The sequence below is a fragment of the Pseudarthrobacter sp. J1763 genome (genome assembly GCF_050490295.1).
In the GTDB taxonomy this organism is placed as follows: Bacteria; Actinomycetota; Actinomycetes; order Actinomycetales; family Micrococcaceae; genus JBNPEO01.
On record NZ_JBNPEN010000004.1, the window covers coordinates 263,394 to 278,797 of the forward strand.

The 15,404-nt window shown below is 59.7% G+C and carries 15 protein-coding genes, 1 tRNA gene and 1 pseudogene; 11 read left to right on the forward strand and 6 right to left on the reverse strand.

Features of this window, described 5'->3' with window-relative positions:
• Window positions 1-111 precede the first annotated feature (111 nt).
• The 8 genes from ACQQCD_RS06140 to ACQQCD_RS06175 all read left to right on the forward strand — a co-directional run bounded on the left by ACQQCD_RS06140 (window position 112) and on the right by ACQQCD_RS06175 (window position 7,097).
• Window positions 112-1,095, forward strand: coding sequence for an NAD(P)H-quinone oxidoreductase (locus ACQQCD_RS06140; RefSeq protein WP_430267522.1), 984 nt, complete (start codon window positions 112-114; stop codon window positions 1,093-1,095).
• 145 nt (window positions 1,096-1,240) lie between these two features.
• The gene (locus tag ACQQCD_RS06145; protein WP_430267523.1) at window positions 1,241-1,855 is read left to right on the forward strand and encodes a PadR family transcriptional regulator; all 615 of its coding nucleotides are present in this window, start codon (window positions 1,241-1,243) and stop codon (window positions 1,853-1,855) included.
• Window positions 1,856-2,103: 248 nt separating this feature from the next.
• A complete protein-coding gene (locus ACQQCD_RS06150; protein WP_430267524.1) occupies window positions 2,104-4,446 on the forward strand; it encodes a carbon starvation CstA family protein in 2,343 nt (780 codons plus the stop codon).
• On the forward strand, window positions 4,446-4,664 hold the full coding sequence (locus ACQQCD_RS06155) for a YbdD/YjiX family protein (protein WP_430267525.1): 219 nt from the start codon (window positions 4,446-4,448) through the stop codon (window positions 4,662-4,664). Before ACQQCD_RS06150 ends, ACQQCD_RS06155 begins: the two co-directional genes overlap by 1 nt.
• 46 nt (window positions 4,665-4,710) lie before the next feature.
• Window positions 4,711-5,322 (forward strand): bacterial proteasome activator family protein, encoded by a 612-nt coding sequence (locus ACQQCD_RS06160; RefSeq protein ID WP_430267526.1) that lies wholly within the window; start codon window positions 4,711-4,713, stop codon window positions 5,320-5,322.
• A gap of 9 nt (window positions 5,323-5,331) precedes the next feature.
• Window positions 5,332-5,796: a hypothetical protein gene (locus tag ACQQCD_RS06165; RefSeq protein ID WP_430267527.1), complete on the forward strand. Its 465-nt coding sequence runs from the start codon at window positions 5,332-5,334 to the stop codon at window positions 5,794-5,796.
• Window positions 5,797-5,907: 111 nt separating this feature from the next.
• Window positions 5,908-6,153 carry a hypothetical protein gene (locus tag ACQQCD_RS06170; protein WP_430267528.1) on the forward strand — a complete coding sequence of 82 codons (246 nt, stop codon included), beginning with the start codon at window positions 5,908-5,910 and terminating at the stop codon, window positions 6,151-6,153.
• 104 nt (window positions 6,154-6,257) lie between these two features.
• Complete coding sequence (locus tag ACQQCD_RS06175; RefSeq protein WP_430267529.1) at window positions 6,258-7,097, forward strand: aldo/keto reductase; 840 nt, start codon at window positions 6,258-6,260, stop codon at window positions 7,095-7,097.
• Between the two features lie 134 nt (window positions 7,098-7,231).
• On the opposite strand, the gene ACQQCD_RS06180 is transcribed toward ACQQCD_RS06175, so the two are convergent.
• Window positions 7,232-7,304 (reverse strand) — tRNA-Thr (locus ACQQCD_RS06180).
• Window positions 7,305-7,686: 382 nt separating this feature from the next.
• Here ACQQCD_RS06180 and ACQQCD_RS06185 point away from each other — a divergent pair.
• On the forward strand, window positions 7,687-8,418 hold the full coding sequence (locus ACQQCD_RS06185) for an HAD-IA family hydrolase (protein WP_430267530.1): 732 nt from the start codon (window positions 7,687-7,689) through the stop codon (window positions 8,416-8,418).
• 4 nt (window positions 8,419-8,422) lie between these two features.
• Here ACQQCD_RS06185 and ACQQCD_RS06190 read toward each other — a convergent pair whose 3' ends face one another.
• The 3 genes from ACQQCD_RS06190 to tmk all read right to left on the reverse strand — a co-directional run bounded on the left by ACQQCD_RS06190 (window position 8,423) and on the right by tmk (window position 11,890).
• Entirely contained in the window at window positions 8,423-9,976 is a 1,554-nt protein-coding gene (locus tag ACQQCD_RS06190; RefSeq protein ID WP_430267531.1) for an alpha/beta fold hydrolase, read from the reverse strand.
• 73 nt (window positions 9,977-10,049) lie between these two features.
• Entirely contained in the window at window positions 10,050-11,192 is a 1,143-nt protein-coding gene (locus ACQQCD_RS06195; RefSeq protein WP_430267532.1) for a DNA polymerase III subunit delta', read from the reverse strand.
• Window positions 11,189-11,890, reverse strand: coding sequence for a dTMP kinase (tmk, locus tag ACQQCD_RS06200; RefSeq protein ID WP_430267533.1), 702 nt, complete (start codon window positions 11,888-11,890; stop codon window positions 11,189-11,191). Before tmk ends, ACQQCD_RS06195 begins: the two co-directional genes overlap by 4 nt.
• Window positions 11,891-11,971: 81 nt before the next feature.
• Between tmk and ACQQCD_RS06205 the strand changes: the two genes are divergently transcribed.
• Both ACQQCD_RS06205 and ACQQCD_RS06210 read left to right on the forward strand, forming a co-directional pair.
• Window positions 11,972-13,210 carry a trans-sulfuration enzyme family protein gene (locus tag ACQQCD_RS06205; RefSeq protein ID WP_430267534.1) on the forward strand — a complete coding sequence of 413 codons (1,239 nt, stop codon included), beginning with the start codon at window positions 11,972-11,974 and terminating at the stop codon, window positions 13,208-13,210.
• Between the two features lie 27 nt (window positions 13,211-13,237).
• On the forward strand, window positions 13,238-13,579 hold the full coding sequence (locus ACQQCD_RS06210) for a DUF2516 family protein (protein ID WP_430267535.1): 342 nt from the start codon (window positions 13,238-13,240) through the stop codon (window positions 13,577-13,579).
• A gap of 19 nt (window positions 13,580-13,598) precedes the next feature.
• Here ACQQCD_RS06210 and ACQQCD_RS06215 read toward each other — a convergent pair.
• A pseudogene (locus tag ACQQCD_RS06215) lies at window positions 13,599-13,994 on the reverse strand (class I SAM-dependent methyltransferase); the annotation flags it as partial.
• Window positions 13,991-15,292: an ISL3 family transposase gene (locus ACQQCD_RS06220; RefSeq protein WP_364275828.1), complete on the reverse strand. Its 1,302-nt coding sequence runs from the start codon at window positions 15,290-15,292 to the stop codon at window positions 13,991-13,993. The pseudogene ACQQCD_RS06215 and the gene ACQQCD_RS06220, both read right to left, overlap by 4 nt.
• Between the last annotated feature and the right edge of the window lie 112 nt (window positions 15,293-15,404).

The window sequence follows — 15,404 nt, forward strand, 5'->3', positions numbered from 1 at the left end:
AGAATGGAACTTTGCCGCCGTTTGCGTCGTGGCAATGTGCCCGTAGTTCTCCCGCCGATCGGTTGGGAGTGGCGGTCATGAAGCAAGCAACCCCCAATGCTGGAGTGAATGATGAAGGCTGTTTTTGTAACGGAACCGGGTGGGCCTGAGGTCCTTGAGGTGCGTGACGTTCCAGCTCCGGTTCCGGGTCCAGGTGAGGTGCTGATCGACGTCGTAGCTGCTGGGTTGAACCGTGCAGACGTTCAACAGCGCGAAGGCCACTACCCGCCGCCGCCAGGTGCCTCAGAAATTTTGGGTCTAGAAGTCTCCGGCCGGATCTCCGGTTTTGGCCCGGGCGTTGCTAAGCCGTTCTCCAAGGGGGACAAGGTTGTTGCGCTGCTCGCAGGCGGTGGCTATGCCCAGCAGGTCGCCGTCCCGGCCGAGCAAGTTTTGCGCATTCCTGAGGGCGTTGACCTGGTCACCGCTGCGTCCTTGCCGGAAGTCGCCGCCACGGTCTATTCAAACTTGTATATGACGGCCCAGCTGCAGGCTGGTGAGACCGTGTTGATTCACGGTGCCACCGGCGGGATTGGCACGATGGCCATTCAAATGGCCAAGGCTTTTGGTGCGGTGGTGGCCACGACGGCAGGTAGTCAAGAAAAAGTCAGTACCGCCAAGGCGTACCTGAACGCCGATATTGCCATCGATTACACACGCGAGGACTTTGTTGACAGTCTCCGCGCCCAAAACGGTGGCAAAGGCGCAGACGTAATCCTCGACGTCGTAGGTGCCAAGTACTTGGATAAGAACATTGACGCGTTGGAGACTTACGGCCGTCTAGTGGTCATTGGGCTCCAAGGTGGGCGCCGCGCTGAGCTGGATCTTGGCAAGCTACTGGCCAAGCGTCTGGCCGTCATTGGCACCAGTTTGCGCCCACGCGCCGTGGCAGAAAAGGGTGTGATTATGGATGCCGTGCGTGACGCCGTCTGGCCGCTGGTTGCCGATGGCACTGTGAAACCGCTGGTTGCCAAAACCTTCGCGCTGGACCAGGTTCGAGCCGCGCACCGGTATTTCGATTCAGGCGATCATGTGGGCAAGGTACTTCTACTGCTCTAGTCGGCTAGCGAATTTGGCCGGCGGCGAATCGCGTTGTGATTGATTGACGTCCTCGCTGCCACTACGCTCGATCTATACGCAGTATGCATCCGTCTTTGGGGGGCGGATGTTTGCCGCGGAATCGCTAGCCCAGCAAAAGGAACTTATGTCCATCCGCCACAGCCTGCTCGCACTCCTGCAAGATCAACGCCGCTACGGGTATGATCTGCGGGTTGAGTTTGAGGAGCGCACAGGATCAACATGGCCGTTGAACATTGGGCAGGTTTACACCACCTTGGATCGCCTTGAGCGCGACGGTTTGGTTCTTAAAGACGGGGACGACGGCGAAGGCCACGTCATCTACAGCATCACCCCGGCCGGGACTGCGGAAGTTCAAGGCTGGTTTGCCGCCCCCGTGGAGCGGAGCAACCCGCCGCGCAATGAGCTGGCCATCAAGCTGGCGCTTGCTGTAACACTGCCCGGCGTTGATGTGCCGGCAATCATTTCCGCCCAGCGTGTGGCCTCCATGCGCTCACTTCAGGATTACACCAAGGCTCGCCGGGACACTGCAGCTAACCAACGCAGTTCTGACACTGCCTGGTTGTTGGTGCTGGATTCCCTGATTTTTCAGACTGAGGCAGAAGTCCGTTGGCTGGACCTGTGCGAGGCACGCTTGGCGCAACTTGCTGCGAGCCGTGCTGCCAGCATCAATGACCCAGACCTTAATCAAGCTCCGCGCACCACGGTGACCGCTGCCCCGGTCACACGACCGGCCGAGTAGTTCTAGTGACTTCCGTAGCACGTCAGCAGGTCTTGGAACTCGCCTCCGTGAGCCGGACCTTTGGTGAGGGCGCAACGGCGCTAGCTAGGTGCCGTCGTCGTGCCAAAGTTCCTCCCGCTGGACTATGGTGCTGTGCAGGAGCGAAACGTAAACCGAACCGCTGTGGCAACATCACCGCACTCAGTAGTCATCACACGTACACTGTACGACGGCGGCACTAGAGGCTGCGGCCAACTCAAGGAGGAGACATGGGCAGAGTACCTGACGGTCAAAAACGGGTGAACCCCGAGAAGATCGGGGCCAAACCGGCGAACGACGAAAAAACCACTAACGGCGACACTTTGGTGAGTGACCCCAACTTGCCGCCGGTAGCAGTTGACCCGGAACGGTTGGACCGCGAAGACCGGGCATGGACGCCCGGCAAGATCGCTTTGTGGGTGGCCATCGCGCTGCTCGGTGGGCTCGCGTGGGTGATGATTGCCCTGGTTCGTGGGGAGACCGTCAATGCCATTTGGTTTGTTTTCGCCTCGGTGTGTACATACCTGATTGGCTATCGCTTCTATTCAAAGTTCATTGAAAAGCACCTGCTCAAACCTAATGACAGTCGCGCCACACCAGCCGAGTACAAAGCTGACGGTAAGGACTACGTTCGCACCGATCGCAACGTGTTGTTCGGTCACCACTTCGCCGCCATTGCCGGCGCCGGTCCCTTGGTTGGCCCCATCATTGCCGCCCAAATGGGTTACCTACCGGGCACTGTATGGATCATTGTTGGTGTAGTTTTGGCCGGTGCCGTCCAGGACTACCTCGTGATGTTTTTCTCCATGCGCCGCGGTGGACGTTCGCTGGGCCAGATGGCTCGCGAAGAACTTGGCGTGATCGGTGGAACTGCAGCACTGGTTGCCACCTTGCTGATTATGGTCATCATTGTGGCCATCTTGGCTCTAGTTGTTGTTAACGCCTTGGGTGAAAGCCCGTGGGGTGTGTTCTCGGTAGGAATGACCATCCCCATCGCACTGTTTATGGGCATCTACTTGCGCTTTATCCGCCCGGGCAAGGTGATGGAAGTTTCCATCATCGGTTTTGTTCTGTTGATGGCTGCCATCATTGGCGGCGGCGCTGTGGCCGGTACCGAATGGGGTGCAGCGTTCTTCCACCTGGACAAGGTCACCATCGCATGGGGCTTGATCATCTACGGTTTCATCGCTGCAGTGTTGCCAGTGTGGTTGCTGCTGGCACCGCGCGACTACCTCTCTACATTTATGAAAATCGGTGTGATTGTGATGCTCGCGCTGGCCATTATTGTGGTCCGCCCGGAAATCACTGTCCCGGCATTTAGCGAGTTCGCCAGCCGAGACAACGGGCCGGTGTTCTCCGGATCCTTGTTCCCCTTCTTATTTGTCACCATCGCGTGTGGTGCGCTCTCCGGATTCCACGCGCTGATCTCATCCGGAACCACCCCCAAACTCATCGAGAAGGAACGTCAAAGCCGCTACATCGGTTACGGCGGAATGCTAATGGAATCCTTTGTGGCGATTATGGCGTTGGTAGCTGCAATCTCCATTGACCGTGGCATCTACTTCGCCATGAACGCTCCATTGGCTCTGACCGGCGGGACCGTTGAATCAGCAGCCGCCTGGGTGAACTCCCTAGGCCTAGCCGGGGTCAACATCACCCCTGACGTTTTGGCTGAAACGGCTAAGAATGTGGGCGAGGAGAGCATTATTTCCCGATCTGGTGGTGCACCAACTCTGGCTGTTGGGTTGGCCCACATCATGCAGCAATTTATTGGTGGTACAGCCATGATGGCGTTCTGGTACCACTTCGCCATTATGTTTGAGGCGCTCTTTATTCTCACCGCCGTTGACGCCGGAACGCGTGTGGCCCGCTTTATGCTGCAGGACTCTATTGGCAACTTTGTTCCCAAGTTCAAGGAAGCCTCATGGCGTCCGGGGGCGTGGCTGTGCACCGCAATTATGGTTGCGCTCTGGGGGGCTGTGCTGTTGATGGGTGTTACCGATCCGCTCGGTGGCATCAACACTCTGTTCCCGCTGTTTGGTATCGCTAACCAGCTGCTCGCCGCAATCGCCTTGGCTGTGTGTATGGCCATTGTGGCTAAGCGCGGCACCTTCAAATACTTGTGGATCGTGGCCCTGCCGCTTGCCTTCGCTGCAGTGGTAACCATCTCGGCGAGTATGTACAAGATCTTCTCGCCCGTACCCGCGGTGGGCTACTTCGCTAACAACTCGGCGTTTGCCAAGGCGCTCGCTGATGGGAAGACGTCCTTTGGGACGGCCAAGAATGTGCCGGCCATGGAGGCTGTTGTTCGCAACACCATGATCCAGGGATGGCTCTCGGTGATCTTTGTGACGCTTTCCATCATTGTGATCATTGCGGCGATTATTGCCACCATCCAGGCCTTCAAAAATTCGCGGGCGGGAATTGCCAACGCAAATAATGAGGACCCGGCTGTGGCGTCCAAGGTATTTGCCCCGGCAGGGCTGTCCAGCACTGCGGCGGAGAAGGAAATCCTGGCTCAGTGGGCCGCGTTGCCAGCGGAGAAACGTTTGCACAAGGCCGGGCACCACTAATGAAAGTGGCCGCCTCACCCGTCACGCTTGGAGCTTTGCGTGGAGGGTTCAAGAAGTTCAGTGCCTATCTTGGTGGCGTGATGGGGGCTGACGCTTACCAGCGGTACCTCGAGTTCCATCAAGAGGCCCAGTGCAGCGGCGAGCCGTTGACGGAACGTGAATTCTGGCGGGACAAAACGGCACGGCAAGAGGCAAACCCAGAGGGCCGCTGCTGCTGATGTAGGTGCGGGGCTCCTCAGCTGTGGCTCGTGAGAGTATGGGGCTATGACTGAGGAGAACCGCACCGCACCACGCCAAGGGGAGGACGTCCCGGTGGAGGGAACCACTGTTCCGGAGGCTAAGTCCAAAGCATTGAACCTGAGCGATTTGGTGGATGAGCCTGCCAAGGTGATGCGCATAGGGACCATGATTCGTCAGCTGCTTGAGGAAGTGAAGAGCTCCCCGCTAGATGATGCTGCCCGTATTCGCCTAGCTGAGATCCACACACGATCCATCCGGGAGCTGGAAGACGGGTTGGCACCGGAACTCGTCGAAGAACTTGAACGGCTTCGTTTGCCGTTCCCGGAAAATGCTGCGCCCTCCGATGCTGAGCTGCGGATCGCTCAGGCCCAATTGGTGGGTTGGCTTGAGGGACTGTTCCACGGCATTCAGACGGCCATCGCTGCCCAGCATGCCGTCCGGGAGCAGACCGCCGCACAGATTCAATTGCGCCAATTGCCGCCCGGTACGGTGATTGCGCCCGGGGTGATCATTGGTGAGAACGGTGAACCGCAACGTGCACCAAGCCCAACCGGTGCCACGGACGCCGGTGCGCCTCAAGACCCAGCCGCGGGCCGCCGTCGTGATCCTGACCACGGCCCAGGCCAGTACTTGTAGGCCGAACTGATGGGGATTTTTTCTGTGGCACGGCAGGGCAAGCGGGACGATAAAGAGCTAGGCAAAGGTTTGTGGCGGCGCGCTCACGATCGTTTTCAGCGTGGTTTGGACAGGTATCACCAAGTCCTTGAGGGCGTTGAGGACGATGCTCTCTACAACGAGTTGGTGTTGATCGCGAACGATCTCTCGCAGCTATTGCCACGGGTCCGGGCAGTGTGCGCCGCGGCCCAAAAGCAGCATCCCAGTGAAGAGCTAGAGGTGCCGATTCAGCTGGCAGCCGTGCACCGGGCGCTGTCCAACGCGGGCAATGATTTGGCCACAACCGCCCAAGCAGCGGCGATGCTTCGGCTCGCTGTGGGGCCCGGTAAAGGGCCGGTGTCAGACACGGCGGTGTCAGTCCGGCGCCGTGCGGAGGCTGTTTCCGCCCACGTGCACGACGCCGAACGGCAGCTAAGCGAGCAGGCCCAGCTGTAGTTTTTGGTTGAGTTTTAACGTGAGGAGTCACCATGGGCATCGAACGAATCAACGAGGGGCTGGATCTTGGCGTCCGAACCGTCATTTCTGCCGCACGTGCCAAGGTGTGGCGTGCGTGGTCTGATCCTAGCGAGTTTGCCACGTGGTGGGTTCCGGCTCCCGAGGCGTGTCACTACCCCGTTTATCACAGGTGTTTTTACGTTTGAAGACCACCCGGACGGCACGCTTTACACGGCTAGAGCGCTTCATAAGGACAAGGCTGACCGGGACAATCACCTGGAACTCGGATTCTTTGAGGGCTGCGGCGCAGTGACCGAACAGCTGGCCGAACTAGCTAGCAGCTACTCGCGAGACTAAGAGCGTTTTATTCCTGCTTTGAGGCAAATTTTTGAGGTTACGCATATAGCGGATGCAGCTGCTTTTGCCTGTAATTTGCTGTGTTGCTTTGGCAGGATGGAACCATGACTTCTTCACCGAATCTGACATTCAATGACGGCAACACCATCCCGCAGCTCGGCTACGGCGTATGGCAGGTAGAAGACGATGTCGCTGAAAAGGTTGTGGGTCAGGCTTTCAAGGCTGGCTTCCGGCACATCGACACCGCCAAGATTTACGGCAACGAGGCAGGCGTAGGCCGCGCCATTGCGTCCTCCGGGTTGGACCACAAGGACATCTTCATCACCACCAAGTTGTGGAACGCTGACCAGGGCTACGAGTCCACACTGGCGGCCTTTGAGGCTTCCATGGAGCGACTGGGTCTGGAAACTCTTGACCTGTACCTCATCCACTGGATGCAGCCGAAGCAGAACAAGTACGTTGACACCTGGAAAGCACTCATCGAGCTGCAGAAGCAGGGCCGGGTCAAGTCCATTGGTGTTTCCAACTTCACCAAGGAAGGCCTGCAGGAAATCATCGACGCTACCGGCGTTGTTCCGGCCATCCACCAGATCGAACTGCACCCGTTCTTCAACCAGAGCGAACTGCGTGAATTCAACGCTTCTAAGGGCATCCTGACTCAGGCTTGGTCCCCGCTGGGTCAGGGCGGTGAGCTGCTGAGCAACGATGTTGTCACCAACATCGCTGAGAAGCACAACGCCACTGCCGCTCAGGTAGTTATTGCTTGGCACTTGGCTATCGGCAACGTGGTGATCCCCAAGTCCGTGACCGAATCCCGCATTCAGGAGAACTTCGCTGCTTTGAACGTCACCCTTGACGCCGAGGACATCGAAGCAATCACCGCACTGGACAAGGGTGCCGAAGGCCGCATCGGGGCCGACCCGGCAGTCTCTGACTTCCAGTAGGCAACTCGCCACATAAGCGCTACAAAATAGGACATCCGCACCCGGGATTTTGGGTGCGGATGTCCTATTTTGTAGCGGAAGTCTCCAGGCAAAAAAGTAGCCCCGCAAAATCCGTGGATTCGCGGGGCTTTTCGAGCTTCCTATCAGAATCGAACTGATGACCTTTTCATTACGAGTGAAACGCTCTACCGACTGAGCTAAGGAAGCAACACGAGGTTCATCCGGGCGAGCGGATGAATCACGCAAGAATCAACTGTAGTGGAGGCCCGGCGTTACGGTCAAAACGCAGCCCCAGCCGAGGATAAACCAAGGGCTGGAGCCGCCCCCATATGACGGTTCCAGCCCAGCTATGCAGAGACACGGCACGGCACTTTATGACGCGAAAACCTACAGAATTCCAAAAAAGTTTGATGAGCCAGGATACGGCTGTTCATCTTGCGGTCGGTCAGGGTTTAGGAGTTGGTTTTGCAGATCCGTCACTCTGGTGTTCAGATGGGCGGCCAAAGTGCGCCGAGCCAGAACTTAACTGCGATATTCGTGGCAACAATGGCGCTGCCGCGGGATCGCTTGACCTTGGGAGAGCAACACCATGAGCGTGGACAACAGTACAACAGGCCAGCAGACCCCTTTCATCACACCGGTGCGGAACCTTCGCCTCGCCATTTTGGACATGTCCGGCACCACCATCACGGATGACGGCATCACTGAGCAAGCCATGGCCCGGGCCCTCCAGGAACAGGGAATCGGCGCAGGCAGTGCGCAATATGACTCCATGCTCGGCTACGCGCGCGACACCATGGGCATCTCCAAAATCACCGTCTTTGAGCACCTCTTTGAGCACAATCCGGGTCAAGCAGCTGCGGCCAACAGGACCTTTGAAACCGTTTACGACGAGCTGGTCAAAGACGGGGGAGTCCGCGCTATTGACGGTGCAGCGGATACCATCGCATGGCTCCGTGAGGCAGGACTGCAGATCTGCCTGGCCACGGGATTCGGCCGGCACACCCAAAACACGATTCTTGAGTCTTTGGGCTGGATGGGAATGGCGGATTTGAGCCTGTGCCCGGCAGACGCTGGCCGCGGCCGCCCGTACCCGGACATGATCCTCACAGCAGTGCTAGCCCTAGACCTCGACGACGTCCGCGAGGTTCTTGTAGTTGGCGATACCACCTCGGACATGCTGGCAGGGTTACGCGCCGGAGCCGGTGTGGTGACCGGAGTGCTCACCGGCGCCCACACTGAGGCGGCCCTGCGAGCAGCAGGTGCTGGCGTCGTCGTTCCTTCCATTAAGGAACTGCCGGCGGTCCTACAAGGCCGCTAAAACGCTAGCAAGTTGTGCCGTCCTTGGGCGTTTTACCGTCCACTAGGTAACCGTCCACCGCATTGCGCACACACTCATTGGAACGGCCGTAGGCGGTGTGACCTTCGCCTTTCCACGTCAGCAGACTCGCGTTGCCCATTTCTTTGCGCAGCGCGCCAGCCCAAGCGTATGGCGTGGCCGGGTCCCCGGTAGTTCCAATCACGACGACGGTGTTCTCACCTGTGTAGCTAGCCGGGGCGGGGGTGCGCAGCGGCTTGTACGGCCAACCCACGCAGTTGGATCCGCCGTAGGCAAAGAATTCCCCGAAGGTCGGTGAGGCCTGCTTGAGGACTTCAGCGTCTTGGCGCATGGTGGCCACATCGCTGACCATCGGGTAGTCCAAGCAGTTGATTGCGTTGAAAGCGAAGGTGCTGTTGGAGGTGTAGCTGCCATCAGCGGAGCGGTCCGCACCCAAGTCTGCAAGGTACATCATGGCACTGGGATCTCCGCTGATCGCTAAGGACAGGGCGCTCGTGAGCATGGGCCAGTTGGCGTCGTTGTAGAGCGGAAGAATCAGGCCGCTCACAAAACTGCTGGCTGTAACAACACGACCGTCGGTGTTTTTCTGCGGGCTGGCCACAAAGCTAGCGATCAGATCCCGGATCTGTTGCATACCTTCATCCGGCGTACCGCTGAGGGGGCAATCGCTGCCTTGGAGGCAACTGGTGACGTACGTCTTCAACGCGGCTTCGAATGCCTTGGCCTGCCCCAGAGTCAGCTCTTCGTTGCTCAAAGCCGGGTCCAGCGCACCATCCAGTACTACCCGGCCCACCTTGTCCGGGAAGAGCTGGGCGTAAGTGGAACCTAGGAACGTTCCGTAGGAGTAGCCCACGTAGTTGAGCTTGGCGTCGTTAGACGTTGCGCGCAGAACATCGAGATCCTTAGCGGCGCTTACGGTGTCCACATGGCCCAGGATCTCGCCGGTCTTTTTCTGGCACTCGGCGATGATCTTTTTGTTGTCCGCCTGGGACTTGGCTAGGCCAGCATCGGTGTCCAACTTGTAGTCGATGGCACGGTATTCGTCACGTTCTTTATCCGTCAGGCACGTCACCGGAGCGGAAGAGCGCACACCGCGCGGGTCAAAGCCCACGATGTCGTAGGACGCGCGCACCTTTGCGCTGAAGTTGGTCATTCCGGCGTCGCGAACAAACTCAATTCCGGAGCCGCCTGGGCCGCCGGGGTTGGTCAGCAAGGAACCGATTTTTTTGCCGGTGGCCGGGATTTTGATGGCTTGGATGTCAATTGTGGCACCGTCTGGTTTGGCATAGTCCAAGGGCACCATAATTTTGGCGCAACTCATGCCAGCTTCGTCTTTTTCCTTGCACGGCTCCCAAGCCACGGACTGTGTGTAGAACTTTTTCAGTTCCGGGGCAGAGCCAGCAATCGCCGTTTCGTTGGCTTGCGAAGTTGCCGACGGTGCAGCCGATCCCGGCTGTTGCCCCCACGGTGTGCAAGCCGAAAGTAGTGCCACGCAAGCGAGTGCGGCAACGGATGCACGCAGACGGTGGGCAATTCTCATGCGTAACTCCTCGAACGGCGCGCAGAAAGCGGGCAGATTTGGTCGGCGGTCTCCACACCGACTGATTCAGTACTCAAATTAGGCTAGCTGCCATGGCCTCTACAGCCAGTAACGGCGCCACGTTGCTTGTGACAATACGACGGCGTGTGGTGTTGATCGCGTCCATTCTTGCCAGTGTTTTCTCTGGGCTGGAGTTGTTGGCGAACTCTTCAATTTCGGCGCTGAGCTCAACGTTGACTAACTCCACTCCGTGCCCCAGCTGAACCATCAGCACATCTCGGTAGAACGAGAGTAGATCAGTGAGCGTCCGGTCCAGAGAGTCGGTGATGGACCTTTTGGCGCGCCGTTTTTGATCGTCCTCAAGCTGTTTAAGTTGGGCTCGCATGGCCGGTGGGAGTGTCCCTGTTTCCGGAGCACCCAGTGAGGCCAGCAAAGCAATCTTTTCTTGAGCGTCCCGTTCGTCATTGGAGCTTTGCGCCTCATCGGTAGCAATGCTGGTCAGCTCCTCTGCCATCAGAACCGCTGCCGTAATCCCACGCAATGCGAGCGGAAGCCTTACTGTGGCGGTCCGGCGTTCGCGAGCGTTAGGGTCTTTAGCCAGACGGCGGGCAATACCAATATGGCTTTGCGCGGCACGTGCCACGGTCTGCGCCAAAGCTGGATCCACGCCGTCGCGCTTTATTAACAAAGCCGCAACGTCGGCAGCTGGCGGCAGGCGCAAACCCACTGGCCTGCAACGCGAACGGATGGTGACCAAAACATCGGCAGGCGAGGGCGCGCAGAGCATCCAGATGGTGCGGGGTGTGGGCTCTTCGATGGCTTTGAGGAGCACGTTGGTGGTGCGCTCGGCCATTCGGTCGGCGTCTTCCACCACAATGCTCCGCCAGCGCCCCGTTGCGGGGCGATTACCTGCTTTGGCCACCAGCTCACGCGATTCATCAATGGTGATGGTGACCTTTTCGGTGCGCACAAAAGTCACGTCAGGGTGCGTTTCGCCCAGAATGGTTAGGCAGGCAGGGCACTGCCCGCAGCCGCGTTCGGCAACGTCTTCGCGTTCGCAATTGAGGGCGGCAGCGAATGCTTTGGCGGCGTTGGAACGCCCGGAACCTGGCGGTCCTGTGAACAGCCAAGCGTGTGAGAGCCGGTCACCGTTGACTGCCTGTTTTAACTGCTCGACGACGGCGGGCTGGCCTCCGAGCTCGTCCCAGACACTCATTGCCGCTCACCAGCAGGCTGTGCTCGGCGGTCTGCAAAAACACCTTCCACGCGCTCAAGAATCTGGGCCGAAATGGTCTCGATGGGTAGTGAAGCGTCGATGACCAGGTACATTTCGGGGCGTTTCGCGGCAACGTCCAAAAAGGCTTGCCGGACCATGGCATGAAAGGTATCTGGTTCGGATTCCAGCCGGTCCTCCACTGCAGCTCCGGCGGTACGGCGTGCACGGCCGTGTTCGGGGGAGACGTCCAAAACCACTGTGAAATCAGGCCAGAGCGAATCGGTTGCCCATTCGTTGAGCCCGCGAATTTCTTCGCTTCCCAGTCCGCGTGCCACACCTTGGTAGGCCACGGAGGAGTCAATGTAGCGGTCGGTGATAACTGCCTCGCCGCGGTCCAGGGCCGGCTTGATGAGTTGTTCGGCGTGAGCGGCTCGCGAGGCCGCGTACATCAGTGCTTCGGTGCGGGAATCGATGGTGCCATGCCCGTGTTCGAGTACTAAGGAACGGAGCTTTTCGCCGATGGCCGTTCCGCCGGGTTCACGGGTCTGAACCACCGTCATTCCGCGCTCACTCAGTGCCTCGGCTAGGAGCCGTGACTGGGTGGACTTGCCGGCACCGTCGCCGCCTTCGAAGGCAATAAACAGCCCTGTGCGCGGCCCGGATACGGTGCTGGGGCGTACATGCTTCTGCTCGGTCACTGCTCCAGCCTACCGGGAGGGTGGGACAGAAAAATTCTTAACAGTTAACGGCCCGCACTTCTGGAGCCTTAATGTTGGCTTATGACACTCTCGGACCATGGCGCGCTTTCTCCTGACACTGTTGTTGTTGCTGCGGGACGCCCGCCCCGAGAACGCGATCAGCCGGTTAATCCGCCCATCGTGTTGTCCTCCACCTATTTTGGAACCGGTTCTTTGGGTGATGGTGACCGTGGTTACGGCCGCTACGCTAACCCGTCGTGGGAGCCGTTTGAGGACGCGCTGGCTCAGCTTGAAGGCGCCGAATTACCGGGGCTTTTGTACTCCTCAGGATTGGCTGCAGTGAGCTCGGCTCTCTCCTTGATCCCGGCCCAGGGTGTGCTGGTGATGCCCTCGCACAGTTATGCGGGCTCGTTGCAGATGGCCAGCGAACTTGCCGAGAAAGGCTTCCTGACTTTGCGGACCGTGGACATCGCTGACACGGATGCCGTTTTGGAAGCACTCACGGCGGACGGTGTTAACGCCGCAATGTTGTGGCTTGAAAGCCCTACTAACCCCATGTTGGGCATCGCGGACATTCCTACGCTGGCTGCTGCTGCCCACAAAATTGGTGCCATTGTGGTCACGGATAACACTTTCTCCACGCCTCTTGTGCAAAAGCCTTTGTCCTTGGGTTCTGACATTGTGCTGCACTCGGTGACCAAATATTTGGCTGGCCACTCGGACGTGGTGTTGGGAGCACTTGTGACGAGTAACCCGGAAGTACGGGCAGATCTCCTTCACCACCGAACCATTCACGGAGCCATCGCCGGCCCCTTTGAGGCATGGCTTGCGCTGCGCGGTTTGCGCACACTGGCCTTGAGGATTGAGCGCTCTCAGGCCACGGCAATGCTCTTGGCTGATCGGCTCAAAGACCACCCCGCAGTTGAGGCCATCCGATTCCCGGGTTTGCCCACCGATCCCGGTCACGAGCGCGCCAAAAATCAAATGTCCGGGTTTGGCTCGGTGCTGTGTATTCAAGTCCGGGCCATCGATTCAACCAGCACCAGCAGTGAAAGCACGACGTCGGCCCAAGACTCCGCAGAAAGCCTCACCGGCGGTGCGGCTGCTGCGGACGCGCTAGTTCGTTCACTCAAGCTCTGGTTGCCAGCCACGTCCCTTGGTGGGGTGGAATCGTTGGTGGAGCGCCGTCGTCGTCATAAGGCAGAGCCGGAAAGCGTCCCGGAGAACCTGATTCGGTTCAGTGTGGGGATTGAGAACGCCGAGGACTTGTGGGCAGACCTAGCTCAAGGCCTCGACTCTTTGGCTTCATTAACCTCCTAGCGTGCGTTGGTAGCTTAGGCTGAGATGGTGACTGGCGCAGCGATCGTTTATTACTCCACATCATTCGTATACCTCGTCCTGGGGGTAGTGGCACTTGGCCTAGAACTGTGGGCTTTTGTTGATGCCCTGCGCCACAAACCTGCCGCTTACACAGCAGCGTACAAACGGACTAAAACGTTTTGGATGGCTGTCACCGGCGCTGCCGCATTTGTTGGTGTGCTCTCCATCGTCACCGGCGGTGGGACCTTGGGTCTCTTTGGCCTGGCGGCGGTTACTGCAGCTTGTGTGTACCTTGCGGACGTGCGCCCCGAGGTCAAGGAAACCGGCAAGGGGCGCCCGGGCAACATGGGCCCATACGGCCCCTGGTAACAGCCCCTGGTAATCGGCCCTAGAAACTAAAGTTTTCCGGCGCTACGGCGTCCCAAGCCACGGTGAGTTCCCCAAGACGCCAGCGGGAGACGCCGTCGTAAATTGGCCAGCTCTCCGCGCGAAGTTGTTGGCACATCCGTACCCAACGCTGCCGGTTCCCAAAAGATGCAAGCGGCGCTGACTCGAGCCAGCAGCGGTCCATGGCTTGAAAAAAAGTGTGGATCTGCTCGCCGGGGACGTTGCGGTGAATAAGCGCTTTGGGCAGGCGTTCGGCCACCTCTGAAGGCAGCGTAAAAGTACCGAACCGCATGGAGAAGCTAAGCGTTTGCGGGCCGGTGGCATCCACCGCCACCCAGCTGGCCCGGCGGCCCACTTCGTCACACGTGCCCTCCACAAAGAGGCTCTTCGGAATCAAGGGTGTAGCGAGGGTCTGAAACCTCCGGCCTCGAGCAGGCTCCTGGCTGTGTAGTTCGCGAGGTTGCGGAAGCCGAGCGCGGAGCCGCGGAGGTGCTCGAGTCGGCCGTTGATCGCCTCTGTCGGACCGTTGCTCGTGCCGGGCAGGTCGAAGAACGCGAGGACGTCCGCGGCGCGCTGCTTCAACGTCCGACCGAGCCGGCGAATCTCGGCCAGCATCGCGGGGACGCCGCTGCTGACGGAATCGATCACCGACCGCATCATCTCCTTCGCCTTCTTCTTGTCGGGTTCGCGGTAGGCGGCGACGATGCGCTGGTAGATGCCCCAGGTCGCTTCGACCTCGACGTGCTCCTCGACCGCGAACACCGCGTCCAGCCGTGCGGTCTGCTTCTCGGTGAGGAAGCTCACGCCGGTGTGGAGGGTGCGGCGGACCCCGTAGAGCGGGTCCCCGGCGTGACCGCGGTGCCCGAGAGTGTCCTGCTGAACCCTCTGCCGGGTCCGGTCCAGGGCGTCACCGGCGAGCCGGACGACATGGAACGGATCCATCACCGGGACCGCGTCGGGGAGTTCCTCGGACGCGGCGGTCTTGAACCCACTGAACCCATCCATCGCGACCACTTCGATCTGCTTCGACCACTCCTTGGGCCGGGCGGCGAGCCACTGCTTGAACACCGCCTTCGACCGACCCTCGACCATGTCCAGCAGCCGTGCGGGACCTGTCTTGTTGCGGGCGGGCGTGAGGTCGATGATCACGGTCACGTACTTGTCACCGAACCGGGTGTGACGCCAGACGTGCTCGTCGACGCCGATCGTGGTGACGCCGTCGAACCTGGCCGGATCGTCGATCAGCCGCCGCTTGCCCTCGGCGAGGATCGCGGTGTTCGCGGTGTGCCACGACACACCCAGGCCTGCCGCGGCGCGGGAGACGGTGAGGTGGTCGACCACGATCGCCTTCAGCGCCCACCCGACCCCGCCGCGGGAGATCTTCGCCCGCGGCGCCGCCGCGTTCGTCGTGTCCTGCCGCCAGGTGCGGCGGCAGTGGCCGCACCGGTAGCGGCGCACCCGCACCAGCAGCGTCGTGGGCCGGTGCCCGAACGGCTCGTGCGCGAGCGGACGCGTCACGGTGTCGCGCGGCACGCCCTCGGCGCCGCACTTCCGACACCACGGGTCATCGTCAACGACGCGGCACTCGAGTACCGCCCGGTCGGGCTCGATCAACTGGCCGATGGCTTCGAGGCCGAGCTCATCGAGACGGCAGAACGTGGTGAGGTCAGGGGTCGCGAACGTAGGGTGGTGCAAGTCGAGGTCTTCCGGCAGATGGGCAGTGTGAGAACTTCCATCCTGGAAGACCTCGACGTCTATCCACGAACCAGCCGCCGACCCTCGACTACACCCTCAACTGCGAAGAGCC